Source organism: Mycobacterium sp. 663a-19, from assembly GCF_035616495.1.
Taxonomy (GTDB): Bacteria; Actinomycetota; Actinomycetes; order Mycobacteriales; family Mycobacteriaceae; genus Mycobacterium.
Genome location: NZ_JAPJAV010000015.1, coordinates 59,022 through 83,508 on the forward strand (window position 1 = coordinate 59,022; position 24,487 = coordinate 83,508).

Genomic DNA, 24,487 nt, shown 5'->3' on the forward strand with positions numbered 1-24,487 from the left:
CGGCTAAACGTGCGCGAGCCGTTGGCTCGTCACCCGCAGCTGGCGCTCGGTGCTGTCGGCCAGCGCGCGAACCTGCTCGGGTCGCAGCCGGCCGCACAGCCGGCCCCAGTGCACCGCGACCTGCTCGCCGACGGCCACGTCGGGCACCGCGCTGTACCCGTCGGCCCACACGTCGAGCGGGCGCACCGAGGGCTCCGCCAGCGCCAGCGTCCGGCCGTCCCAAGCGAGCCGCCGGCAGCTGATCTCGACACGATCGCCGGCGCGGGAAACGACTGTGCCCCAAGTGATCCGGCAATTGTCCAGCACGCCCAGCGGATGCTCATCCAGACCCCGACCCAGAAACCGCGTCCACGGATAGATCCCGAACACGTGGAAGCAGTGGTTGGCTGCCGCCTCGTGCGCCAGGGCGGCGGTGAGGTGCGACCAGTAGCGGCCGGCCTGCGGGCCGATGATGGCCAGCAGCGCGTCGAAGAACTCGTGCGGGTCGATGCCGGCTCCGAGACCGCCGCCGAGCCAATACGATTCGACGAGCCGACGATCCAGCGGGTCGGCGATGCCGGTCAGCACGGACAGCACTCGCAAATAGGGCCAGGCGCCGGAGAACTTCGCCGCCGCGGCGCGCACCTCGGCGACCGAGCCGTCGCGCAACGTCAGGCCGAGCGGGGGACCGCAATACCCCAGCGCATTGGGGGCGTAGGCGTAGCGGGCGAACATCTCGACGCCCTGTTGTAAGCCCCGGGTGTCGGTCAAGTGCGGGTCACCACTTTGACGGCATCGCGGTGCATGCGGCCGAAGTTGTAGTAGGCCGCGCACGCCCCCTCGGGGGACACCATGCACGTCCCGATCGGGGTCTCGGGGGTGCACGCGGTGCCGAAAACCTTGCATTCCCAAGGCTTGAGCACACCCTTGAGCACCTCGCCGCACTGGCACGCCTTGGGGTCGGCGACCCGCACGCCGGGCATCGCGAAGCGCAGCTCGGCGTCGAACTCCGCGAAGTCGTCGTGCAGCCGCAGCGCGCTCTGCGAGATGAAACCCAGCCCGCGCCACTCGAAGTGCGGACGCAGCGCGAACACCTTGCCCATCAGCGCCAGCGCCGCCGGGTTGCCGCGCTCGGGCACCACCCGCTTGTACTGGTTCTCCACCTCGCAGCGGCCCTCGCGGATCTGGCGCAGCAGCATCGCGACCGCGGCCAGGATGTCCAGCGGCTCGAAACCGGCTACCACCAAAGGCTTTCCGTACACCTCGGGCACGAACCGGTACGGCCGGTTGCCGACCACGGTCGACACGTGCCCGGGGCCGATGAACCCGGACAGCCGCAGATCCGGGGACTCCAGGATCGCCTTGATGGGCGGCACGATCGTGACGTGGTTGCAGAACACGCTGAAATTGGGCAGGCCCAGGTCCCGGGCGCGCACCAGCGTGACCGCGGTCGAGGGCGCGGTGGTCTCGAATCCGATGGCGAAGAACACCACCTGCTTGTCCGGGTTGTCGACCGCCAACTTCAGCGCGTCCAACGGGGAGTAGACGAACCGCACGTCGGCGCCGCGCGCCTTGGCGTCCAGCAGGCTGCCGGCCGAGCCGGGCACCCGCATCATGTCGCCGAAGCAGGTGAAGATCACCCCGGGCCGGCCGGCCAGCCACATCGCGTCGTCGATGCGGCCCATGGGAATCACGCAGACCGGGCAGCCGGGACCGTGCACCAGCTCGACGTTGTCGGGCAGCAGGTGTTCGATGCCGTGCCGGTAGATGGTGTGGGTGTGCCCGCCGCACACCTCCATGAACTTGAAGTGGTCGGGGCCCATGCCCGCCAGGTGATCTATGGCGGCCAGCAGCTTGCGGGCGGCGGCCGGATCGCGGAACTCGTCAACGAATTTCATCACCGCTCCTTAACCGATGGCCGACGAGTCGAAGGCTTGCATCTCGGTGGTGTAGGCCTCGCCGAGCTGCTTGATCGCGGCTAGGGTGAGCAACGCCTCGGTCTCGTCGATCTTGGCCATCGCGAAGCCGACGTGGATCAGCACCCAGTCGTCGGGTTCGGGCATGTCGTCCTCGAGCAGCCGCACGCTGATCGTGCGCTGCACGCCGCTGACGTCCACCCTCGCCAAATAGTTTGCCGGATCGGTGATTTCGACGATCCGGCCCGGAATCCCGAGACACATCCGCTTACCTCCTAGCAGATCCGTGGCAACGGGTCCCCGACGAGCATGTCGACGATCCGCGAGCCGCCGAAGCCGGTGCGCAGCACCACGCTCTGCGCCGGTTCGGTGACGATCTCCCCGACCTCGGCCGCCTGCTCGCCCAGCGGATGCGACCGCAACGCGGCCAGCCCGGCCTCGGCCTCCTCGGGGGCGACGACGGCGACGAACTTGCCCTCGTTGGCGACGTAGAGCGGATCGATGCCGAGCAGCTCGCAGGCGCCATCCACCATGGGCTGCACCGGCAATCGCTCCTCTTCGAGCAGCACCCCCAGGCCGCAGGCCTGGGCCAGCTCGTTGGAGACGGTGCCCACCCCGCCCCGGGTCGCGTCGCGCAGCCAGCGGGTGCCTGGCGCGGCCGCCATGAGCAGCTCGACCAGCGGGCTCAGGCACGCGGTGTCGGAGCGGATGTCGGCCTCGATGGCCAGGTCGCCGCGGGCGAGCATGACCGCCATGCCGTGATCGCCCATCGACCCCGACAGCAACACCTTGTCGCCGGCCCGCACCGACGCGGGCGACAGCGCGCGCCCGGCGGGAACGACGCCAGCCCCCGCGGTGGTGACGAACAGCCCGTCGGCGGCGCCCCTGGGCACCACCTTGGTGTCGCCGGTGACGACGTGCACGCCGGCTCTGGCGGCCGCGGCGGCCATGTCGGCGACGATCTCCTTCAGCTCGGCGATCGGAAAGCCCTCTTCGAGGACGAACGCCGCCGAGATCCACGCCGGCACCGCACCGGCCATCGCCAGGTCGTTGCAGGTGCCGTTGATGGCGAGTTCGCCGACGGACCCGCCGGGAAAACGCCTGGGCGCCACCACGAACGAGTCGGTGGACATCGCGAGTCGCTCACCGCTGGGCAGCGTCAGGACCGCGCCGTCACCGAGCGACTCCAGCGCCGGGTTGCGAAAGGCCTCCATGAACACCGCGTCGAGGATCGCGGCCGAGGCCTTTCCGCCCGCGCCGTGCGCCAGCGTCACGTGGTCGTCGAGCAGGCGGGGACGACGCTTGCGGAACGACTCGATCCGCTCGATCACCTCGCCCTCGGCGAACCGTGGTCCCGACGAAAGGTATTCGCCCGCCGGCCTGTTCATGCGGCCCCCAGGCCTTCATCGCCGCACCGGTCGTGGACTGCCGCCCAGAGCCGATAGCCCAGCAGCGCCTGTGATTCCTGGATGCGATGCACGCTCTGCGAACGAACGACGAAGCAGGCATCCACATTTGGGTTGTTCACGAACGCGCCGCCGTCGTAGCCGGCGAAGCCGACGGTGTACAGGCCGCGCTGGCGCGCCTCGGCCAGCGCGCTGAGCAGGTTGGGCGAATTGCCGCTGGTCGACATCGCGATGGCGATGTCGCCGGCCTTCGCGCGGGCGATCAGCTGGCGCGTGAACACCAGCTCGAAGCCGACGTCGTTGCCCAGGGCGGTCAGGATCGCCTGATCGGCCGTCAACGACCACGCCGGCAGGGGCGTGCCGATCGGCGGCCGGGCGAACAGTCGCGCCAGGGTGGTGGAATCGGTGCAGCTGCCGCCGTTTCCGAAGGCGAACATCCGCCCACCCGCGGCGAAGCGGCTGGCCATCTCGGTGGCGGCGGCTTCCAGCTGGTCCGCGTTGGCCTCCAGCGTCGAGCGCCGCAGCGCCAAACTCTCGGCGGCCTTCGCCTGCGCCGATGCGGCCAGGTCGGCCAGCAGCGACCCGGCGTCATCCTCCTCGGCGTCGATGAACGGGTAGAGGAAGTTGGTGGGTTCGTCACTCAAAGGTCTTGCTCCTCATCCACTTGCTCATTTGCGCCGCTCCTCAACCCCGGCCATGCCGGCGTCTTCGTCGCCGACGCGGCTGATCGCCGTGCCGGCGTGCACCAGCACCAGTTCGCCGGCGGCGACGGGGTCGATCAGCGTGGTCACCACGTTCTCGATGCCCCGCGCGGTGCGCACCTGCGCTTGTCCGCTTGACGCGCTGACCACCTCGCCCAGCCGCCCCTCGTCGCCGCACGTGACGCACGTGTCGTCGTCACGTTCGGGCTTGAGCAGCCCGGAGTGTTCGAAGCACACGTGGGTCAGCTCCCATAGCAGGTGATAGAACAGCACGAAGCCGCCGATGGCCGGCACCCGCGGGTCGGGGTCGTCGAGCCACAGCACATGGTCGGCCGCACCGGCTTTCGGTCGTTCGCCGCTGCCGATCCAGATCGTGGTGGCACCCCACGCCGGGCCGCGACGCATCACCGAGCGCACCTGCGCGTCGTCCGCACCGGCAACCGCGACCACGATGTCGCCGGGCCGCACCGACACCCGCACCACGTCGACCAGGTCGGGCCCGGTCAGCGCCACCGCGGGCAGCGCCCGCTTCCCCATGATCACCGGGTGGACGAACTCGACCGCGATGTGCAGCGCGTGCGGTTCCCACGACGGCGCGATCGACCACATGGTCGCTCCTGCGGCGAACCGCTTGGCGAGCGTGAACGCGGTGGCCGCCAAGTCCTCGGCCAGCCCGGCGTCCAGCCCGCGATCCAGACCGGTGGATTCGGACACCGTCATGCGTCAGCCTCCTCGAGCGCTGTCAGCATCGATATCGCGGCCTGGCCCAGGGCCAGCCCGCCGTCGTTGGGCGGGACGGTGTGATGCGTCAGCACCTCGAATCCCGCCCGCCGCAACCCTTCACGGCCCGCGCGCAGCAGCAGCACGTTCTGGAACACCCCGCCGGTGAGCCCGACCAGCCGCACGCCGCCGGCCACCTGGGCGACCACCCTGACGACGGCGTCGGCGACCGAGTGGTGGAATGCGGCCGCCAGCACCGCGGGCGGGGTGCCGGCGCGCAGACCCGACACCAGGGCTCGCACCATGGTGGCCGGGTCGATCACGCCGTCGGCCCGCACTGTTAGCGGCAGCGACGGCGACGCCGCGTCGAAGGCCGTCTGGGCCAGCGCCTCGAGCTCGATGGCGGCCTGCCCCTCGTAGTCGATCCGGTGCCGCACCCCGAGCAGCGAGGCGACCGCGTCGAACAGCCGCCCCACGCTCGAGCACGGCACGCATCCGGTGCCGCTCTCCAATTGCGAACGCACCAGGCGCAATTCGTCGGGTGTCGCCGCGGTGACCGGCGCCAGGTCCGGGGCCCAGCCGATGTCGGCGATCCACAACTGGGACAGCGCCATCCGCCACGGATTGCGCGCCGCGGCGTCGCCGCCGGGCAGGGGCACCGCCCGCAGGTGCCCGACCCGCGCGAAGCGGTGGTTGTCGGCGCCCAGCGTGAGAATCTCGCCGCCCCAAATCGTTTTGTCGCTGCCGTAGCCGGTGCCGTCGAACGCGACCCCGACGATCGGCTCGCCGAGCCGCCCGTGCTCGGCCAGCAGCGACACCACGTGCGCGTGGTGGTGCTGGACCAGGTCCAGCGGTCGGTCGCCGGCGTGGCGCTCCGCCCAGGCCCGGGTGTGATAGCCCGGATGCAGGTCGGCGGCCAGCCGCGTTGGCTCGCCGCGGATCTCGCCGAGCTGACCCACCGCGCGCTCGAACGCGCGCAGCGTCTCCCACGTGGCCATGTCGCCGATGTGCCCGGACAGGTAGGCGCGCGGGCCGTCGGTGAGGCAGAAGGTGTTCTTCAACTCGCCGCCCACCGCCAGCACCGTCGGGCCCCCGCTATTGAGCCCGCGGCCGATGTCGACCGGCAGCGGCGCGTAGCCGCGCGACCGGCGGATCGGCAGCTCGGAGCCGTCCACGACACGCACCACCGAGTCGTCACACGGCACGTGGATGGGCCGGTCGTGGTCGAGCACCGCGTCGCACAGCCCCGGAAGCCGTTGCGCCGCATCGTCGTCGGCGAAGCAGATGGGTTCGTCGGATCGGTTGGCGCTGGTCAGCACCAGGCAGTCGGGCACCCGCTCGGGGCCGCCGGGCACCGGCGCCAGCAGCAGGTGATGGATCGGGGAGTAGGGCAGCATCAGGCCGAGCAGCGGGTTGCCGGGCGCGACGGCGTCGGCGACCGGCGCGCCAGGGCGCCGTCGCAGCAGCACGATCGGGCGGGCGGGACCCGACAGCACCGCGGCCTCGGCGTCGTCGATGTGGGCGAAGCGGCGCGCGACGTCCAGGTCGCGGACCAGCATGGCGAAGGGCTTGGCGCCCCGGGCCTTTCGCGCCCGCAGCGCGCCGACGGCGGCCTCGTCGTGCGCGGCGCAGGCCAGGTGGTAGCCGCCGATGCCCTTGACGGCGACCACCGCGCCCGCCGCCAGCGCCCGCTGGGTGGCCGCCAGCGCGGCGTCCGAGCCGTCCACCCGCCCGGCCGGCGCCGCGAACCACAGGGACGGCCCGCAATCGGGGCACGCGATCGGCTGGGCGTGGAATCGGCGATCGGCCGGGTCGTGGTATTCGGCGGCGCACCGCCCGCACATGGCGAACGCCGACATGGTGGTGGCCGGGCGGTCGTATGGCAGCTCGCGGATGATCGTGAAGCGTGGCCCGCAGTTGGTGCAGGTGACGAAGGGATGACGGTAGCGCCGGTCGCGCGGGTCGAACAGTTCGGCGACGCAGTCGTCGCAGACCGCGATGTCGGGCGGGATCGGTGTCGTGGCGCCGGTGACCGTTCGGCTGGCCACGATCCGGAACCCGCCCGGGGCGCCGGTGGCCGCCACGTCCGTGGCCGACACGGCGGCGATGCGCGCCAGCGGCGGCGCCTCGGCGCGCAGCCGCCGGGCGAATTCGTCCAGGCGCGCGGATTCGCCCTGCACCTCGAGAAACACTGCGCCCGAATCGTTTCCGACGAACCCGGTCAGCCCCAGCTCGGTGGCGATGCGGTGGACGAACGGGCGGAAGCCCACCCCCTGGACGACGCCGGACACGGCGTAGCGCCGCCGAACCTGGTCGGACCTGAGCAGCACTGGCGCGTCGGTCATCTCAACCGCCCCGGCCCATCAGCCGCAACCCGGCCATCGCCTCCTCGGCCCCGGCCCGGTGCGTCTTCTCGACGACGAAGCCCATGTGGATGATCACCCAGTCGCCGGGCGCGAACGTCTCCTCGGGCAGCATGCCGACGTTGACCTTGCGCTGCTCGCCGGTGACGTCGACCAGCGCCAGCTGCCCCTCGTAACCGTCCAGCATCCGGATCACCCGGCCGGGGATACCCAGGCACATGGCTCTCAAGCCTCCTCTGGCACCGCGGCGTGGGCGGGGGTTCGCAGCGCCGCGACGATCTCGCGGACGGCGCGCGCGGCCCGGGGTACGGCGTTGGCGACGGGCTCGGTGAGGCCGATGCCCTCCTCGACGCTTCCGGCCTCGCAGCCGACGACAACCGTATACGGCGGTCTGCCGCCCAGCGCCCGCAGGCTGGCGAACACCGCGGCCGGATCCATGCCGTGGCCGTCCACCCCCGGTGCGACGTCCGTTGCGTGGTCGGCCTGGAACACGTGCAGCGTGCCCGGGCTGCCCCGGTTGGGCACCGCGTCGACGAGGACCAGCGTGTCCCACTCCTCGAGGAGGTCGTAGGCGAGGTGCATGCCGCTGATGCCGTAGTCGGTGACGCGGACACAAGGATCGTCCGGTGATAGCTCGGCGCTGCGGACCACTTCCGAGCCGAATCCGTCGTCCCCCAGGAAGATGTTGCCGATGCCGGCCACCAGAATTCGCGCTGTCATACGCCCGTCCCGGCTACATCCGCCTCAGCCTGAGATAGCGGCGGGCATCGGGCAGGGACAGCAGCCCGAGCACCAGCCCGATCCCGACCACCAGGGCGATGATCGCGACGAATATCCACCCTAGGATTTCCATGCCGAACTCCCTTCGCTTTGCTTGTCCGCCAACGGCTCGACCTCGTCAGGGGAGAAGTACAGGTACCGGCCGTACCAGTCGTGCAGGTCGGCGGCCGGGTCGTCGTCGACGACGACCCCGACGTGCTTGTTGCCCGCGACGTCCTCGTGCACGGAGGTGACCCGGGCGGTCTTGCCGGCGACGAACATGTCCTGCGCGTCGCCGCCGGGCCGGGGCCGCAACCTCACCCGGCTGCCCCGCGCCACTGGGATCCCGTTCACCAGCACGGCGTCGATTTCGGGGCGAACGGCGTTGTCGGCCAACGGGTTCCACCAGTCGACACCCTCGGGAATCTGGGGGATCTGCCCCGCGGAAGCCGCACGCCCGTGCGGATCGCGCAGCACGCCGTGCAGGCGGGCCATCGCGTCGGGCGACATGGCGTCGCACCGGTCGATGATCCGCGCAGCGAGCGGGTCGGTGGCCCGGGCCTGCGCCTTCTCCTCGTCGGTCATCGTCATCACGCGCAGGGTCAGGATCTCGTCGATCTCGGTGCAGTCGTACAGCGCGGTGTCGCTCTGCTCGGCGACCTCGGGGTGGTCGTACAGGATGATCGGCGTGACGAGCAGCACGTCCCGGGCGCCGGGCGGGCCGGCGAGCACCGGGAAGCAGCGATGCCGGGTACACGCGGCGGCGGCGTCGGCCGCGCCGGGTGGCGGCTCGAGTAGCGAGACGAACTGACCGCCAACGGCTTCGGCGATGATGTGAGTTCCGATCATCGACCGCGCGATCGCGTCGTCCTTGTCGGTTGCGGCGGATCCGACGTTGCGCAGCCGCACCGAGACCCGGCGCAGGCTGCCGCACGGCTCGCTGGAGATGGTCAGCACGCCCCGCACCTCCCGCCGCTCGCGAACCAGGCGGCCGCCGTCGACGGGCTCGATGTCGGTTGCCGCGTCCGCCGCCACTGGCAGCGTGCACGGCTGACCGTCGAGTGTGATAGGGCCGAAGGACCTTTCGCACTCGACGGCTTCGTCCCACGTCAGCCAGGATCCGGACCGGGTGGTCAGCTCGTCGACGGGCTCGAATCCTTGACGGTCGGGGCGCGCGTGCTCGGCCCGGCGGCGCTGCAGCTGCAGGAACCGCACCACCAGCGTGATCGCCCGGGCCCCGTCGACCAGGAACTGCGCAGCCAGGGTGTCGTCCTCGCCCAGTCCGCTGCCGGCCGCGCCGGGCGGGCCCAAAACACCGAACTGCCAACGCGATTGGTTCTTGCTTGAGGTTCCGCGATACGGGTAGAGCAGGTAGCCCTCGTACAGCACCGCGTCGGCGACGGCGCGAGCGCGCTCCCAGCTCTTGGAAGAAGTCTTCGACGTCATCGCGCCGCCTCCCGCTCGGCGTCCAGCAGCGAGGTTACCGCGTGGTCCAGGTCGAGCAGCCCTTGCGCCGACTTGTAGGCGGCCAGGGCGGCGACGGTCTCGTGACTCAGCCGCACCCAGCCGGTGTTCGGGAAGTGTTGCGCGATCAGATTCCGCCAGACCACGACCGGCATGTCATAGCGGGACTCGCAGTCCCACGGCACCTGCTGCACCGAGAACCCGCGCCCGGAGTTGACGAAAATGGTCCCGCTGAACAGGAATTGGAGGGGAATCGCGCCGTCGCGCAGCGCGTGCAGGTACTTGGCGGCGGCGACCTCGAAGTCGTAGGTGCAGTCCAGCGGGAGCGTCACGGTCGTGCTTCCGGCGAAACCCGGCACCATCGCGGTGCAGTGCTGCCACAGGAAGGTGCGCTGGGTGTGCGCCCACCGTTCCCGGGGACCGAACAGGTCGAGCAGGCCGGGCGCCTCGGCGTCGGAGTAGGACCGCCGCAGCGGCTCGATCCGGACCTGGCAGCGCAGCGCGATGGCGTGGATGGGGTCGTCGGTGCCGGCGGCGATGGCGACGCGGGCGGTCAGCACCGGTGCGACGGTGTACGGTTCAGGCGCGATGTCTGTGACCGCGAAGCTCACGCCCGTCATCGGGGCATCTCCCGGGCGCGTTCCGCGATCTGCGCGAAGAAGTCGTCGATGAACCGCCGGGCCTCACCGCCGCCGTCGAACCCCCGCCACAGCGTGCGCAGGCGCCCGACGAACTCGTAGCACGCGTCGATCGGGACGAGATAGGCTTGCGGCGGCGCGTTTTCGTCGTCCGGCACGCGGACCAGCAGCGCCTCGACGTCGTCGGCCGGTGGGCCCGAATCGGCGGCGCCGAGGGCGTTCCAGGCGTCTTGTAGGGCTGCCGAGTCCAGCTCGGACTCGGTCGCCCCGGCCGGGCCGGGGTAGAAGGCCACCGTGCGCCCGAGCGCGGAGTTGGTGAAGAAGAAGGCCACGCCGACCGGGATCTGCAGCGCCTCCCACGCGCGGCGGTCCAGCGCGAAGTTGAGCGCCAGGTAGCGGTCGGGCACCGCCCGGTAGCGCAGCTCGGCCTGGGCGTCGGTGAACAGCAGATAGCAGGCGCGGCACACGCACATCAGCTGGCGCTCCGCCACATTCACCACGTGCTGATGCTCGTCGGCGATCGACTCGGAGCACATCTCGCAGCGTTCGCCGGCCGGCTCGGGGGCCCGCCGGTTGCTCCTGATCCGCGTCAGCACGTCGTACGGGGTCGTCACGCGTCGGCCCCCATCGGTTCGGCCTCCATCGAGTCGGCCAGGGCCACCGACGGCACCCCGTCGCGCAGCAGCAGGGGCAGCGGCTCGAGGTGGGTTCCGTTCGGGCCGGCGCCCGCGTGCACGACGTCGAACTGCGTGTCGCAGCGCGGGCAGCCCAGCAGCGTCTCGCGCAGTTGCGCGCCCGCCAGCGAGTCGTCGCACACCGGGCAATGGTCGCGGTAGGCCAGCGGCAGGTCGCCCACCCTGCACACCAGCAGCGCGGTGCCCGAGATGCGGAATCCCGCAACCTCGCCGGGCTCCAACTCGGCCAGTTCGGGCACCGGATGCCACGTCGAGCCGTTCGAATGCATGTGTGCCAGAAGCGATTCGGCGGGGATGACGGCCGGCTCGGCCGCGGCTTCGGCGGTGACCGCCTCGATCAAGGTGATCTCCGGGGCCGCCGCCCGGATCGCGTCCTGCACGGCGAGCTCCAGCGTCACCGCCGAGGACGCACAACTCCGGCAGCTGCCCGTGAACGCCAGCCGCACCGTGCCGTCGGCGACGTCGAGCAGGTCGACGTCGCCGCCGTGAGAGCCCAGGTAGGGGCGCACCCGGTCCAGCGCGTCGGACACCCGCCGGCGCACGTCGTGCGGGTGCAGGCCGTGCACCAGCAGCAGGCTGGCCACCAGGTCGTCGGCGGCCAGCCGCTCCAGCAGTCCGGCGTCCCCGGCCAGCCGCACGATCCGCTCCAGCCCGGCCCCGTAAAGCCCGACCACCTCGCGGACCAGTTCCTGGGCGCGTTCATAGGCGCCCGGCCCGCTCGCCGCGCAGGAATCCAGCAGCGTCTGGATCCGATCGCCCGCCGTGCGCCACTGCGCGTCTGATTCCGGCGTTCCCGCGGGTTGGTCCGGGCGATCCTGCATGCTTCACTCCCCGGCGGGCGACTGGGTGGGCGTGTGCAGTCTCTCCAGGGTCTTGCCCTTGCCGAGGTACATGTGCACGCCGCAGGGCAGGCACGGGTCGAAGCTGCGCACCGTGCGCATGATGTCGATGCCCTTGAAGTGCTCCCGCGAGTTCTCCTCGAAGATCGGCTGACCCTGTACCGCGTCCTCGTAGGGGCCCGGCGTGCCAAAGCTGTCGCGCGGGTTGGCATTCCACGGTGTGGGCGGGTACGGGTGGTAGTTGGCGATCTTGCCGTCCCGGATCACCATGTGGTGACTCAGCACGCCGCGGACCGCCTCGGTGAAGCCGCAGCCGATGGCCTCGTCGGGCACCTCGAAGCGCTCCCACGTCTTGGTGCGCCCGGCGCGGATCTCCGCCAGCGCCTTCTCCGCGAAGTGCAGCGCGCACGCCGCCGCGTAGGCCTGGAAGTAGGTGCGGGCGCGGTCGCGTTCGATCGTGTTGCTGCCGTGCCGGGGGATCTTCCACTCCAGTTCCACCGGCCCCTTCAGGGCGGTCTTGGGCAGGTTGATCTGCACGCTCGAACCGGTCGCCTTGACGTAGCCGATGTCGACCAGGCCGGCCAGCGCCGTCGCCCACAGCCTGGCCAGCGGGCCGCCGCCGGTGTCCAGGGCCAGGTGGTCCTTGCCGTCGAACCAGCGCGGCGACATCACCCAGCTGTACTGGCCGCCGTCCATGTCCCGCTTGGCCGGATGCGGGTTGGTGTGCTGGTTCCACGGGTGCCGCCGGTCCACCGCGTTGCCCAGCGGGTCGGTCTTGACGAACATCTCCTGGTCGGTCCAGTCGTCGTAATACGAACTGCCCAACAGGATCCGGATGCCGAGGTTGATGTCCACCAGCGAGTGGGTGACCAGCTTCCCGTCGACCACCACGCCGGGGGTGACGAACATCGCGTTGCCCCAGCGCTCCATGTCCTTGTACGCGAAGTTGCACACCTCGGGGTCCTGGAAGGAGCCCCAGCAGCCGAGCAGGGTGCGGCGCAGGCCGACCTTCTCGTAGCCGGGCAGCGCGTCGTAGAAGAAGTCGAACAGGTCGTCGTGCATCGGCACGACCTTCTTCATGAACTCGACATAGCGCATCAGCCGGGTCATGTAGTCGGTCATCAGCTGCACGGTCGCCACGGTGCCCACCCCGCCGGGGTACAGCGTGGAGGGGTGCACGTGGCGACCCTCCATGAGGCAGAACATCTCTCGCGTCCAGCGGCTGACCTGCAGCGCCTCCCGGTAGAACTCGCCGCTGAACGGGTTGAGCGAGCGCATGATGTCGGCGATCGTCCGATACCCGTGCGCGTCGGCGTGCGGCGCCGCCGTCTTCTCCGCCTGGGACAGCACGCTGGGGTTGGTCTCGGAGACCATCTTCTCGCAGAAGTCCACGCCGACCAGGTTCTCCTGGAAGATGTTGTGGTCGAACATGTATTCCGCGGCCTCGCCGAGGTTGACGATCCACTCGCCCAGGTGCGGCGGCTGCACCCCGTAGGCCATGTTCTGCGTGTAGCAGGAACACGTCGCGTGGTTGTCGCCGCAGATCCCGCAGATGCGGCTGGTGATGAAGTGGGCGTCGCGAGGATCCTTGCCCTTCATGAAGATCGAGTAGCCGCGGAAGATCGACGACGTGCTGTGGCACTCGACGACCTCTTTGTTCTCGAAGTCGATCTTGGTGTAGATGCCGAGGCTGCCCACGATCCGGGTGATGGGATCCCACGCCATCTCGACCAGCTGGCCGGGTTCGCGGGTGGCATGTGACGGCTCGGGGATGATCGTTGTCATCGAAGTCTCTCCGTGTTGAGTGGAAAATTGGTGCCGCGACCTACCAGGTTCTCACCAGGTTCTGCGGGCTCCGGTGGTGAGCTGGTCGCCGCCGTGGCGCCAGCGCGGCTCCTTGTCGACGGTGCGCTCGGTGATGCCGCGCAGGCTGCGGATCACGCTGCCGTACAGGCCCGACGCGGTGGTGGAGACCTTGCCGCCCGGCGGCTCGTCCATGAACGGCATGAACTTGTCCGGGAAGCCGGGCATCGTGCAGCCGATGCAGATGCCGCCGACGTTCGGGCAACCGCCGACGCCGTTGATCCAGCCCCGCTTGGGCACGTTGCACTTCACGACCGGGCCCCAACATCCAAGCTTGACAATGCATTTCGGCGACCCGTACTCGGTGGCGAAATCGCCCTGCTCGTAGTAGCCGGCCCGGTCACAACCCTCGTGCACGGTGGCGCCGAACAACCACTTGGGGCGCAGCGCGTCGTCCAGCGGGATCATCGGCGCCTGGCCGGTGGCCATGTAGAGCAGGTAGGTCAGCGTCTCCGCCAGGTTGTCCGGCTGGATCGGGCAGCCGGGCACGCAGACGATCGGGATGCCGGCCTTGCTCTTCCAGTCCCAGCCGAGGTAGTCGGGCACCCCCATCGCCCCGGTCGGGTTGCCGGCCATCGCGTGGATGCCGCCGTAGGTCGCGCAGGTCCCCACCGCGACGACCGCGGTGGCCTTGGGCGTCAACCGGTCGAGCCACTCGCTGGTGGTCATCGGTTGCCCGGTGGCCGGATCGTTGCCGAACCCGCACCAGTACCCCTCGTCCTTGATCTTCTCGTTGGGGATGGACCCCTCGACCACGAGCACGAACGGTTCCAGCTCGCCGCGGTCGGCCTTGAAGAACCACGCGAGGAAGTCGTCGGCGCCGCCGGTGGGTCCGCACTCGAAATCGATCAGGGGCCAGTGCACGGCGACTTTCGGGAGTCCGGGGAGGGCGCCGAGCGCGATCTCCTCGACGCTGGGTTGGGTGGCGGCAGTCAACGCCACCGAATCACCGTCGCAACTGAGGCCCGCGTTTATCCATAGAACATGGATCAATGTTTCTTCTGCTTTGACTGCTGCTTCTGTGGGCATGCCGCAGCTTTCCGGGGCGGGCTGAAGCCCCTGCGCCGCCGGAGTCGACCATCGGCCCACTTGCGCAGCGCTGTTTTTGGGTCTACCCCCGCCATCAGGCGTTGTCAACGGGTCGCCGGTGGCGGCTTAATACACAGGTATTCTATGGGTTTGCCCGACGGGCCAATCACCGTTGGGGGACAAGGGTTTTCGGTGACGCGCGGGCCCCGTTCGCCGGGGCGCCAACCGGGCCGGTCGGGGGCGGCGGTTCACGTTGTCATGCAAGTCATTTGCAGGAGGCAAATGGGCCGTGCCGCGTCAGTCGTCGGCGTCCCGGGCGAACCGGCGCAACCAGCCGAACCAGGCCCCCATGCCGGCCCCGGTGCGGGCGCTGACCGGGAGGATGGTGGCCTCCGCGTTGACCTCGCGGACGTGCGCGATGTAGGTGTCCACGTCGGCGTCGAGGTGGGGCACCAGGTCAATCTTGTTGAGCAGCACGACATCCACGGACCGAAACATCACCGGGTACTTCAGCGGCTTGTCCTCGCCCTCGGTGACGGAGTACACCATCGCCTTGGCGTGCTCGCCGACGTCGAATTCGGCCGGGCAGACCAGGTTGCCGACGTTCTCGATGATCACCAGGTCCAGCGCGGGCAGGTCGAGGCCCGGCAGCGCCCGGCTGACCATGGGCGCGTCGAGGTGGCATTCGCCGCCAAACCCGTTGCTGGTGTTGAGCAGTGACACCTGGGCGCCGCGGCCGCTGAGCTTGGCCGCATCCAGGTCGGTGGCGATGTCGCCCTCGATCACGCCGATCGCGAACTCACCGGCCAGCTCGTCCAGGGTCGCCTGCAGCACCGTGGTCTTGCCCGAACCCGGTGAGCTCATCAGGTTCAGGGCGCGGATCCCGTTGCTCTCGAACGCGGACCGGTTCGCGCCGGCGAGGATGTCGTTTTCGGCGAAGATCGACTCCAGCACGTCGATGCGTTGCCGGCCCGTCTCGTAGCCGGAGTGATCGCCGTGGTCGTGCTCGTGCGTGTGCACGGTCCCGTCGTCGTGCCGATGGAATCGGCCCATGGCCGAATCCTAGTCCCGGGCGGGTGGCGTCACGACACGTCCAGCGACGTCACCAGGAATTCGTCGCCGCGCAGCACCTCGACGTCGGGGCTGTCGCAGCGCGGGCACCAGATCGACCACGCCGACGTGATATCCGACCGCTCGCCGCACGCGCGGCAGCGCACCTCGGCGGTGACGCACTCGAGTTCCAGCTCGGCGTCGGGCATGTTCTCGCTCTCCCGGACGAGGGTCCAGCAGAACGACAGCGATTCCGGAACCACCTGGCGCAGCGCCCCGATCCGCACCCGCACCACGTCGACGTGCCGGCCCCCGGCGTGGGTCTTGACCACGCCGGCGATCGCCTCGCACAGCGACAGCTCATGCATCGCCGGTCACCGGCGGGGAAGCCCATCTCTCCTCGATGCGGCCGTAGCGCCAGACGAGCACGGCGACGGCCCAGGTGGCCGCGAACGCGCCGACCACGATGTAGCCGACCGCGTTGAGGTCGAGGCCGTCGACCCAGTTCCAGAACGCGCCCCGCCAGCCGAACTGGCCGGCGAACAGGCCCAGCAGCTCGACGCTGCCGATCACCAGGGCGACGGCCACCGACAGCGCGGTGATGGTGATGTTGTAGTAGATCTTGCGCACCGGGTTGGACAGGGCCCAGCCATAGGCGAAGTTCATGAACGACCCGTCGGCGGTGTCCAGCAGGCACATGCCGGCGGTGAACAACACGGGCAGGCACAGGATGGCGTACCACGGCAGCCCGGCCGCCGCGCTGGTGCCGGCCAGCACCAGCAGGGCGATCTCGGTGGCGGTGTCGAAACCCAGCCCGAACAGCAGCCCGACCGGGTACATGTGCCAGGACGCGGTCACCGATCTGGTGAAGCGGCCGAGCAGCCGGTTGACCAGGCCGCGGTTGTCCAGATGCTGTTCCAGCTCGGCCCCGTCGGTGTCCGGGTCGTAGGCGCCGCGGCGCAACCGCACGAACATCCGCAGGATGCCGACCAGGACGACGACGTTCAGCGCGGCGATCAGGTACAGGAACACCCCGGAGACGCCGGCGCCGATCACGGCCGTGTAGCGATGCAGCGCCGACGAATCGTCCTCGACCGGCCCGGCGACGGCCTTGATGCCGGTCGCCAGCAGCAGCGCCAGCAGGAACACCACCGTGGAGTGGCCCAGCGAGAAGAAGAATCCCACCGCAAGGGGGCGCCGGCCCTCGTTCATCAGCTTGCGGGTGGTGTTGTCGATGGCGGCGATGTGGTCGGCGTCGAAGGCGTGCCGCATGCCCAGGGTGTAGGCGGTGAGCCCGACGCCGATGCCGAATGCCTTGCCGCCCAGGCTGAGTCGCGCCGGATCGGCGACGAACACCAACGTGGCCCAGCCCACCAAGTGCAGGGCCGCGATCACCGCCAGCATCGATCCCAGGCGCCACCACTCCGCGGGGGACAGGGCGCCGCGCCACCCGGGCGCACCGAATGCCATGCCGGTCCTTCCGCGGGACGGAACGCAACTGGGACGACTGTAGGTTTCCTGCGGAGCTGCATGCAAGCGACTTGCAGGACAGCTCTGGCAATCGGCGGTGCCGGGCGCGACACTGAACGGGTGACGCCCAAGCCGTCGGCGCTGGACCCCGCGGTCATCGAACGGATCGGTGAGTTCCTGCGCGCCCGCGGGCTGCGGCGGATGGCGTCGCGGATCCAGGTGCTGGCGGTGCTCGAGCCGGTCAACGGGCACCTGCCGGTGGCCGAGATCCACCGGCGGGTGCGCGCCTGCCTGCCGCCCGGCGCCCAGCCGCCCGACGTGGCGACCATCTACCGCACCGTGACCACGCTGGTTGGGCAGGGGGTGCTGCACGCGCTGACCCTCGACGGCGGGGTCACCACCTACGGCCTGGCGACCGCCCCGCACCACCACGCGGTGTGCACGCAATGCGGCTCGATCATCGAGGTGCCGGCCCGCCAGCTCAGCTCGGCGCTCGAGCACGCGATGGCGGGCAGTTCCTTCGCGCTGTCGGAGCGGGCCGGCCTGACGCTGCGCGGCCTGTGCCCGCGGTGCCAGGGCGGCGAGCGCCGGGCGCGACCGGCCCGGCGCTCAGCACAGGCTCAGTAGCGCGTTCTCCACCACCTCGGGCAGCGCCGGATGGATCCAGTACTGGCCGCGCGCCATCTCCGGGGCGGTCAGGCCGAAGCTCATCGCCTGGATCAGCGGCTGGATGATCGACGACGCCTGGTGGCCCATGATGTGGGCGCCCAGCAGGCAGCCGCTGTTGCGCTCGGCGATGAGCTTGACGATTCCGGTGTCGTCCTCCATCGCCCAGCCGTAGGCGACGCCGCCGTAGCTCTGCACCGCGACCGACACATCGAATCCCCGTGCGACGGCCTGGTTTTCGGTGAGCCCGACGGTCGCCAGCTGCGGGTCGGTGAACACCGCCGACGGCACGAAGCGGTGGTCGGTCACCGCCATCGACTCGGTGTCGTCCCAGTCGCAGAGCAGGTTGCGCTGCACGACGCGGGCCTCGTGGTTGGCGACGTGCTTGAGCTGATACGGGGACGAAACGTCGCCCAGCGCGAAAACCCCACGCGCGGAGGTGCGTTGGTATTCGTCGACCACCACCCGGCCGTTCTCGACCTCGACGCCGGCCTGGCCGGCGTCCAGCAGATCGGCGTTCGACAGCCGGCCCGTCGCCACCAGCAGCAGGTCGGCGTCCAGCTTGGAGCCGTCGTCGAGCTCCAGCGCTATGCCGGAGCCGCGGTTGGAACCGTTCACGACGTTGCGGTGGGTGCGCAGCTCCCACTTGCTCGACGCGATGCGGGTGAAACGCTCGCAGATCGTGTCGTCGCAATGCCTCAACATGCAGCCGCCCCGGATCACCAGGGTCACCCGCGCGCCGAGGGCGGAGAAGATGTGTGCGAATTCGGCTGCCACATAGCCACTTCCGACGATCACGATGTGCTCGGGCAGCTCGGGGATCCGCATCACGGTGTCGCTGGTGTGGTAGGCGACACCGGACGCGAGGATCGCGGGCGGAACCACCGGCCGCGAGCCCGCCGCGATCACCACCTGGTCGGCGGCGAACTCCTCGCCGGCATCCGTGCGCAACAGATAGCGCCCGTCGGGCTGCACCGGCCCGAACCGGGTGTGCTGGTCGTACACGTCGACGTTGGGTGCGCTGCGCCGATAGTCCTCGCCGCTGATCGCGATCGGATCGATCCGCCCGAAGACGCGCGAGACGATGTCGTCCCACCGCACCCGGTCGATGTGGGCGTCGACGCCGTACCGCGCGGCATCCCGGATCGAGTCGGCGACCCCGGCGGCGTAGACGAACATCTTCGTCGGGATGCACCCGACGTTCAGGCAGGTGCCGCCGAAGGTGCCCTGCTCGCAGATCGCCGCCCGCTTGCCGGCGTAGCGCTCGCCGAGAATGCTGTTGCCCGAACCCGTTCCGATGATCGCGATGTCATAGGTCTCCACGGCGTCACCCTTTCCCGGTCGGTGTCGGTGCGTCGGTGTTTATGTCGAGGTAGCGATCCAGCCACAGGTCCAGTTGCCGGTAGGCGAACCGACGCGGCTCGGGCAGCGACAAGAACACGTCGTGTTTGGCGTCGGGCACCGGAACGATGGTGCTGCGGTTGCCGATGCAGCCCGCCCATCGGGCGATCTGGTTGACGTCGAGAACCGCGTCGCCGCGCTGCATGGACTCCGGGTCGTCGCTCTCGCGCACGCTGTGATCCGACCTCAGGATCAGGTTGGGCACGCCGACGTCGAGCCCGCGGTGCAGCCGGGCCTGGCCGCGGCGGATGGCGTGCAGCCAGCCGAGCGTGATCGGGAAGCCGCCCAACGGTTTCCACTGCAGGTTGTAGTCGAACTCGCCGGAGTAGTCGCGGTGCAGGGTGGTGCCGTAGCCGCCCTCGGTGGGTGCGCGGACCACACCCTTGGAGCGCACCTTCGACAGGCCGGCGATCAGCGCCGTGGTGGCGAACAGCCGCAGCACCGCCGGGCCGTGCAGGTCCAGAAACGGGCTATTGAGAACCAATCCGTGCACCAGGCCGCCGATGCCGGCGTGCGCCGGCGCGCCGCGCCGGCGCATCCGGTCCAGCCACAGCGCCGCGACGAGCCCGCCGGAGGAGTGGCCGTACACCAGGACCCGCCGGTGCCGCTCGCTGATGAGGGCCAGCGCCTGTTCGAGTTCGGTGTCGTAGTCGGCCAGGTCGGTGATGAAGTGCGGGGTCTGGCCGTCGCGCCGGGAGCGGCCGCACTTCTGCAGGTCCAGCGCGTAGAAGGCGAAGCCCCGCTCGGCGAAGTGATCGGCCAGCGCGGTCTGGAAGAAGTAGTCGGTGTAGCCGTGCACCGCGAGCACCGCGTGGTCGGCACGGCGGGCCTCGGCCTCGGGCCCGCGCCGGATCAGGGTGGCGACGATGTCGCCCTCGCCGGCGGGATCGCGCCCCAGCGGGAGCGTGCGCTGCCAATACCCGGGCAGGACATCGGCGACCCAGCCAGTCACCAGGCCAGCTTAAAGGTTTTGCTGGTGACGGTGGGCCGCACGCCGCCGGCGCCCGGATGGCACCGGGATAACCTGGGACGGTGTCAGGGCTAGCCACAACCGCGCGCACCGACGTCGCGCTGGTGGGCGCGGGCATCATGAGCGCCACGCTCGGCGCGTTGCTGCGGCGGCTGGAGCCGGACGCCTCGATCACCCTGATCGAGCGGCTGGACGCCGCCGCCGCCGAGAGCAGCAGCCCGTGGAACAACGCCGGCACCGGGCATGCCGGGCTGTGCGAGATGAACTACACCCCGGAGCGCGCCGGCCGCATCGACATCACCAAGGCGGTGGCCGTCAACGAGCAATTCCAGGTGACCCGCCAGTTCTGGGCGTACGCCGTCGAGAACGGCATCCTGGCCGACCCCGGCTTCGTCACCGCCGTCCCGCACGTCAGCTTCGTCCGCGGCGCCGAGGGGGTCGACTACCTGCGCCGGCGTCAGCGGGCGCTGTCCGGCAACCCGCTGTTCGCCGGCACCGAATTGATCACCGGCCCGGACGAATTCGCCCGCCGGCTGCCGTTCATGGCCGCCAGGCGCGACTTCTCCGAGCCGGTCGCGCTCAACTGGGCCGCCGACGGCACCGACGTCGACTTCGGCGCGCTGGCCCGACAGCTGCTCGGCTTTTGCGTGCAGGGCGGCGCGACCGCGCTGTTCGGCCACGAGGTCGCCAACCTGACCCGTCGGTCCGACGGCGGCTGGACGCTGCTGATCCGCAACCGCCGCACCGGCGAAAAGCGGCGCCTGAACGCCAAATTCGTGTTCGCCGGGGCCGGCGGCGACGCCCTGCCGCTGCTGCAGCGGTCGGGCATCAAGGAGGTCAGGGGCTTCGCCGGCTTCCCCATCGGCGGCCGGTTCCTGCGCGCCGACAACCCCGCGCTCACGGCCGCGCACCGCGCCAAGGTGTACGGCGTTCCCGCGCCGGGGGCCCCGCCGCTCGGGGCGCTGCACCTGGACCTGCGGTTCGTCAACGGCAGGCCGTGGCTGGTGTTCGGGCCCTACGCGGGCTGGTCGCCGAAGTTCCTCAAGCACGGCCACCTGACCGACCTGCCCCGGTCGTTCCGGCCCGACAACGCGCTCTCGATGCTCGGTGTCGCCGTCACGCACCGGACGCTGATCAACTACCTGATCGGCCAGCTGCGGCTGTCCGGCCCCGACCGGATGCGCGCGCTGCGCGAATTCGCGCCCGCCGCCGTGGATTCGGACTGGGAGCTGACGACGGCGGGCCAGCGGGTGCAGGTGATCCGCCGGGACCGGCGCAGGGGCGGGGTGCTCGACTTCGGCACCACCGTGTGCAGCGACGCCGAGGGCACCATCGCGGGCCTGCTCGGCGGTTCGCCGGGGGCGTCGACGGCCGTGCCGGCCATGCTCGACGTGCTGCAGCGCTGCTTCGCCGGCCGCTACCAGTCGTGGCTGCCGACGCTCAAGGAGATGGTGCCGTCGCTGGGGGCGCAGCTGTCCCGCGAGCCCGCGCTGTACGACGAGGTGTGGTCGTGGGGCACCAAGGCGCTGCGCTTGGGGGACTCATGACGGAATCGCTGCGCCGCAGCTGGGCCAAAGACCTTGACGCCCCGACCCTTTACGAGCTGCTCAGGCTGCGGGTCGAGGTCTTCGTCGTCGAACAGGCCATCCCGTACCCGGAGCTGGACGGGCGCGACCTGCTCGCCGAGACCCGGCACTTCTGGCTGGAGACACCCGACGGCGAGGTGATCTGTACGCTGCGCCTGATGGAGGAGCACGCCGGAGGCGAGAAGGCGTTCCGGATCGGGCGGCTGTGCACCAAACGCGCGGCGCGGGGCCAGGGTCACACCACCCGGCTGCTGCGGGCCGCGCTGGCCGAGGTGGGCGACTACCCGTGCCGGATCAACGCGCAAACCTATCTCGCGGACATGTACGCCCAGCACGGATTCGTCCGTGACGGTGACGATTTCGTCGACGACGGGGTGCCGCACGTACCGATGCTGCGGCCCGGCTCCGGCCCGGTGGCGCAGCCGTGAAGCCCTATCCGTTCAGCGCGATCGTCGGGCACGATCAGCTGCGGCTCGCGTTGCTGCTGTGCGCCGTCCGGCCGGAGATCGGCGGGGCGCTGATCCGCGGCGAGAAGGGCACGGCCAAGTCGACCGCGGTGCGCGGGCTCGCCGCGCTGCTGTCCGCGGCGACGGGCGGCGCGGGCGCCGGCCTGGTCGAAATGCCGCTCGGCGCAACCGAGGACCGGGTGATCGGCTCGCTGGACCTGCAGCGGGTGCTGCGCGACGGCGAGCACGCGTTCTCGCCGGGACTGCTGGCCCGCGCGCACGGCGGCGTGCTGTACGTCGACGAGGTGAATCTGCTGCACGACCATCTGGTCGACGTGTTGCTCGACGCCGCCGCGATGGGACGCGTGCACATCGAACGCGACGGCGTCTCGCACTCCCACGAGGCACGGTTCGTGCTGATCGGCACCATGAATCCCGAGGAGGGCGAGCTGCGTCCGCAGCTGCTGGACCGGTTCGGCCTGACCGTCGACGTGCATGCGTCGCGCGACGTCGACACGCGGGTGCAGGTCGTCCGGCGGCGGATGGCCTACGAGGCCGACCCGGACGCGTTCGCCGAGCGTTATGCCGAGGCCGACGCCGAGCTGGCCCGCCGGATCGCGGCCGCGCGCGCCCTCGTCGACGATGTGGTGTTGCCGGACAACGAATTACGGCGCATCGCGGCGCTGTGCGCGGCGTTCGACGTCGACGGCATGCGGGCCGATCTGGTGGTGGCCCGCACCGCCGCCGCGCACGCCGCGTGGCGCGGCGCCGGGACCGTCGAGGAGCGCGACATCCGGGTGGCGGCCGAGCTGGCGCTGCCGCACCGGCGCCGCCGCGATCCCTTCGACGATCCCGGCATCGACCGCGACCAGCTCGACGAGGCCCTGGCGCGGGCCGGCGAATCCGAACCCGAACCCGAGCCCGATCCCGAGCCCGACCCGCCGGGCGGCGGCCAGTCCGCCAATGACCCTGTCCCGCAACAGGCCTCGCCGTCAGTGCCGAGGCCGCCCGAGTCCAGCGCGGCGCCGTCGCAGACCTTCCGCACCCGGGCGCTGCGGGTGCCGGGCCTCGGCGAGGGGGCGCCGGGGCGACGGTCGCGGGCCCGCAACGCGACCGGCCGCGTGGTGGCGGCCGCCGACGGCGACGAGGCGACCGCGCACGGGCTGCACCTGTTCGCCACCCTGCTCTCGGCCGCCGAGCGCGCCGGAGCGGGGCCGCTGCGGCCGGGCCCGGACGACGTGCGCCGGGCCATCCGCGAGGGGCGCGAGGGCAACCTGGTGATCTTCGTGGTGGACGCGTCGGGCTCGATGGCCGCTCGCGACCGCATGGCCGCCGTCGGCGGCGCCACCCTCTCGCTGCTGCGCGACGCCTATCAGCGCCGGGACAAGGTCGCGGTGATCACCTTCCGCGGGCGCGAGGCGCGGCTGCTGCTGCCGCCGACGTCGAGCGCACACATCGCCGGCCGGCGGCTGGGTCGGTTCGACACCGGCGGCAAGACGCCCCTGGCCGAGGGCCTGCTGGCCGCGCGCGAGCTGATCGTCCGGGAGAGGGCGCGCGACCGCGCGCGCCGCCCCCTGGTGGTGGTGCTCACCGACGGCCGCGCCACCGCGGGGCCGGACCCGTTGGGCCGCAGCGCAACCGCGGCGGCGCGGCTGGTCGCCGAGGGCGCGGCGGCGGTGGTCGTCGACTGCGAAACGTCTTACGTGCGGCTGGGTTTGGCCGGTCAGCTGGCCCGCCGGCTGGGCGCCCCGGTGGTGCGGCTCGAGCAGCTGCACGCCGACCATCTGACGCGGGCCGTGCGCAGCGTCGCCTGAGAGAGGTAATCGCCCATGCCACAAGGCCGTCCGCTGCAGGTGCCCGACGATGGCCTGACCACCCGGGCGCGGCGCAACGCGCCCCTGCTGGCCGTGCACACCGGCGACGGCAAGGGCAAGTCGACCGCGGCGTTCGGGATGGCGTTGCGGGCGTGGAACGCCGGGCTGAACGTCGCGGTGTTCCAGTTCGTCAAAAGCGCCAAGTGGAAGGTGGGCGAGGAGGCGGCTTTCCGTGAGCTCGGCCGCTCCCACGACCGGGACGGGGTCGGGGGCGCCGTCGAATGGCACAAGATGGGCAGCGGCTGGTCCTGGACGCGTACGTCGCGCAGGGCGGGCGGCGAGGCCGATCACGCGGCGGCGGCCGCCGACGGCTGGGCGGAGATATCGCGGCGGCTGGCCGCGCAGCGCCACGACTTCTATGTGCTCGACGAATTCACCTATCCGATGAAGTGGGGCTGGGTCGACGTCGACCAGGTGGTCGACGCGCTGCTGGCCCGGCCCGGGCAGCAGCACGTGGTGATCACCGGGCGCGACGCCCCGCCGCGGCTGGTGGAGGCCGCCGACCTGGTCACCGAGATGCGCAAGGTCAAACACCCGATGGACGCCGGCCGCAAGGGCCAAAAGGGCATCGAATGGTGATCCCCAACCGCCGCGAGCGCGCTCATCCGTACGGCGACACGCCGTGTTGCGTGGCATCTTGGGGACGCTCGCG

At 70.8% G+C, this 24,487-nt stretch carries 25 protein-coding genes and 1 pseudogene; 5 read left to right on the forward strand and 21 right to left on the reverse strand.

Features of this window, described 5'->3' with window-relative positions; genetic code table 11:
* Window positions 1–3 precede the first annotated feature (3 nt).
* The 19 genes and pseudogenes from OQ968_RS22370 to OQ968_RS22455 all read right to left on the reverse strand — a co-directional run bounded on the left by OQ968_RS22370 (window position 4) and on the right by OQ968_RS22455 (window position 16,974).
* Entirely contained in the window at window positions 4–750 is a 747-nt protein-coding gene (locus OQ968_RS22370; protein ID WP_324681555.1) for a DUF6390 family protein, read from the reverse strand.
* Window positions 747–1,877 carry a hydrogenase formation protein HypD gene (gene hypD, locus OQ968_RS22375; protein WP_324681557.1) on the reverse strand — a complete coding sequence of 377 codons (1,131 nt, stop codon included), beginning with the start codon at window positions 1,875–1,877 and terminating at the stop codon, window positions 747–749. The genes OQ968_RS22370 and hypD overlap by 4 nt, the downstream gene beginning before the upstream one ends.
* A gap of 9 nt (window positions 1,878–1,886) precedes the next feature.
* Complete coding sequence (locus OQ968_RS22380) at window positions 1,887–2,159, reverse strand: HypC/HybG/HupF family hydrogenase formation chaperone (protein WP_324681559.1); 273 nt, start codon at window positions 2,157–2,159, stop codon at window positions 1,887–1,889.
* 11 nt (window positions 2,160–2,170) lie between these two features.
* Window positions 2,171–3,283 carry a hydrogenase expression/formation protein HypE gene (hypE, locus tag OQ968_RS22385; RefSeq protein WP_324681560.1) on the reverse strand — a complete coding sequence of 371 codons (1,113 nt, stop codon included), beginning with the start codon at window positions 3,281–3,283 and terminating at the stop codon, window positions 2,171–2,173.
* On the reverse strand, window positions 3,280–3,945 hold the full coding sequence (locus OQ968_RS22390; RefSeq protein WP_324681562.1) for an SIS domain-containing protein: 666 nt from the start codon (window positions 3,943–3,945) through the stop codon (window positions 3,280–3,282). The genes hypE and OQ968_RS22390 overlap by 4 nt, the downstream gene beginning before the upstream one ends.
* Window positions 3,946–3,969: 24 nt before the next feature.
* On the reverse strand, window positions 3,970–4,722 hold the full coding sequence (locus tag OQ968_RS22395) for a HypC/HybG/HupF family hydrogenase formation chaperone (protein ID WP_324681564.1): 753 nt from the start codon (window positions 4,720–4,722) through the stop codon (window positions 3,970–3,972).
* Window positions 4,719–7,067: a carbamoyltransferase HypF gene (gene hypF / locus OQ968_RS22400; RefSeq protein ID WP_324681566.1), complete on the reverse strand. Its 2,349-nt coding sequence runs from the start codon at window positions 7,065–7,067 to the stop codon at window positions 4,719–4,721. The genes OQ968_RS22395 and hypF overlap by 4 nt, the downstream gene beginning before the upstream one ends.
* 1 nt (window position 7,068) lies before the next feature.
* The gene (locus OQ968_RS22405; RefSeq protein ID WP_324681568.1) at window positions 7,069–7,305 is read right to left on the reverse strand and encodes a HypC/HybG/HupF family hydrogenase formation chaperone; all 237 of its coding nucleotides are present in this window, start codon (window positions 7,303–7,305) and stop codon (window positions 7,069–7,071) included.
* Between the two features lie 5 nt (window positions 7,306–7,310).
* Window positions 7,311–7,805 carry a hydrogenase maturation protease gene (locus tag OQ968_RS22410; RefSeq protein WP_324681570.1) on the reverse strand — a complete coding sequence of 165 codons (495 nt, stop codon included), beginning with the start codon at window positions 7,803–7,805 and terminating at the stop codon, window positions 7,311–7,313.
* Window positions 7,806–7,818: 13 nt separating this feature from the next.
* On the reverse strand, window positions 7,819–7,938 hold the full coding sequence (locus OQ968_RS24940) for a DUF6893 family small protein (RefSeq protein ID WP_420715985.1): 120 nt from the start codon (window positions 7,936–7,938) through the stop codon (window positions 7,819–7,821).
* Window positions 7,926–9,290, reverse strand: a complete 1,365-nt coding sequence (locus OQ968_RS22415; RefSeq protein WP_324681573.1) for a hypothetical protein — start codon at window positions 9,288–9,290, stop codon at window positions 7,926–7,928. The genes OQ968_RS24940 and OQ968_RS22415 overlap by 13 nt, the downstream gene beginning before the upstream one ends.
* Window positions 9,287–9,928, reverse strand: a complete 642-nt coding sequence (locus tag OQ968_RS22420) for a DUF6084 family protein (protein WP_324681575.1) — start codon at window positions 9,926–9,928, stop codon at window positions 9,287–9,289. The genes OQ968_RS22415 and OQ968_RS22420 overlap by 4 nt, the downstream gene beginning before the upstream one ends.
* The gene (locus OQ968_RS22425) at window positions 9,925–10,560 is read right to left on the reverse strand and encodes a DUF5947 family protein (RefSeq protein WP_324681577.1); all 636 of its coding nucleotides are present in this window, start codon (window positions 10,558–10,560) and stop codon (window positions 9,925–9,927) included. The genes OQ968_RS22420 and OQ968_RS22425 overlap by 4 nt, the downstream gene beginning before the upstream one ends.
* Entirely contained in the window at window positions 10,557–11,462 is a 906-nt protein-coding gene (locus tag OQ968_RS22430) for a NifU family protein (protein WP_324681579.1), read from the reverse strand. Before OQ968_RS22430 ends, OQ968_RS22425 begins: the two co-directional genes overlap by 4 nt.
* A gap of 3 nt (window positions 11,463–11,465) precedes the next feature.
* Window positions 11,466–13,265 carry a nickel-dependent hydrogenase large subunit gene (locus OQ968_RS22435; protein ID WP_324681581.1) on the reverse strand — a complete coding sequence of 600 codons (1,800 nt, stop codon included), beginning with the start codon at window positions 13,263–13,265 and terminating at the stop codon, window positions 11,466–11,468.
* A gap of 51 nt (window positions 13,266–13,316) precedes the next feature.
* The gene (locus tag OQ968_RS22440) at window positions 13,317–14,372 is read right to left on the reverse strand and encodes a hydrogenase expression protein HypE (protein ID WP_324681583.1); all 1,056 of its coding nucleotides are present in this window, start codon (window positions 14,370–14,372) and stop codon (window positions 13,317–13,319) included.
* 297 nt (window positions 14,373–14,669) lie between these two features.
* On the reverse strand, window positions 14,670–15,425 hold the full coding sequence (gene hypB, locus OQ968_RS22445; RefSeq protein WP_324681585.1) for a hydrogenase nickel incorporation protein HypB: 756 nt from the start codon (window positions 15,423–15,425) through the stop codon (window positions 14,670–14,672).
* 29 nt (window positions 15,426–15,454) lie between these two features.
* On the reverse strand, window positions 15,455–15,790 hold the full coding sequence (locus tag OQ968_RS22450) for a hydrogenase maturation nickel metallochaperone HypA (protein WP_324681587.1): 336 nt from the start codon (window positions 15,788–15,790) through the stop codon (window positions 15,455–15,457).
* Window positions 15,783–16,974: pseudogene (locus tag OQ968_RS22455) on the reverse strand (HoxN/HupN/NixA family nickel/cobalt transporter). The gene OQ968_RS22450 and the pseudogene OQ968_RS22455 overlap by 8 nt, the downstream one beginning before the upstream one ends.
* A 38-nt stretch (window positions 16,975–17,012) precedes the next feature.
* Here OQ968_RS22455 and OQ968_RS22460 point away from each other — a divergent pair.
* Window positions 17,013–17,519 carry a Fur family transcriptional regulator gene (locus OQ968_RS22460; RefSeq protein ID WP_324681589.1) on the forward strand — a complete coding sequence of 169 codons (507 nt, stop codon included), beginning with the start codon at window positions 17,013–17,015 and terminating at the stop codon, window positions 17,517–17,519.
* Here the strand turns inward: OQ968_RS22460 and mtr are convergent.
* Both mtr and OQ968_RS22470 read right to left on the reverse strand, forming a co-directional pair.
* Window positions 17,502–18,881 (reverse strand): mycothione reductase, encoded by a 1,380-nt coding sequence (mtr, locus tag OQ968_RS22465; protein WP_324681590.1) that lies wholly within the window; start codon window positions 18,879–18,881, stop codon window positions 17,502–17,504. The genes OQ968_RS22460 and mtr overlap by 18 nt on opposite strands.
* 4 nt (window positions 18,882–18,885) lie before the next feature.
* A complete protein-coding gene (locus tag OQ968_RS22470) occupies window positions 18,886–19,911 on the reverse strand; it encodes an alpha/beta hydrolase (RefSeq protein ID WP_324681592.1) in 1,026 nt (341 codons plus the stop codon).
* A gap of 80 nt (window positions 19,912–19,991) precedes the next feature.
* Between OQ968_RS22470 and mqo the strand changes: the two genes are divergently transcribed.
* The 4 genes from mqo to cobO are packed head-to-tail and all read left to right on the forward strand — an operon-like array spanning window position 19,992 to window position 24,414.
* Entirely contained in the window at window positions 19,992–21,476 is a 1,485-nt protein-coding gene (gene mqo, locus OQ968_RS22475; RefSeq protein WP_324681594.1) for a malate dehydrogenase (quinone), read from the forward strand.
* Window positions 21,473–21,943, forward strand: coding sequence for a GNAT family N-acetyltransferase (locus tag OQ968_RS22480; RefSeq protein ID WP_324681596.1), 471 nt, complete (start codon window positions 21,473–21,475; stop codon window positions 21,941–21,943). Before mqo ends, OQ968_RS22480 begins: the two co-directional genes overlap by 4 nt.
* Complete coding sequence (locus OQ968_RS22485; protein ID WP_324681598.1) at window positions 21,940–23,775, forward strand: magnesium chelatase subunit D family protein; 1,836 nt, start codon at window positions 21,940–21,942, stop codon at window positions 23,773–23,775. Before OQ968_RS22480 ends, OQ968_RS22485 begins: the two co-directional genes overlap by 4 nt.
* A gap of 15 nt (window positions 23,776–23,790) precedes the next feature.
* Window positions 23,791–24,414 carry a cob(I)yrinic acid a,c-diamide adenosyltransferase gene (gene cobO / locus OQ968_RS22490; protein ID WP_324681600.1) on the forward strand — a complete coding sequence of 208 codons (624 nt, stop codon included), beginning with the start codon at window positions 23,791–23,793 and terminating at the stop codon, window positions 24,412–24,414.
* Window positions 24,415–24,487 lie beyond the last annotated feature (73 nt).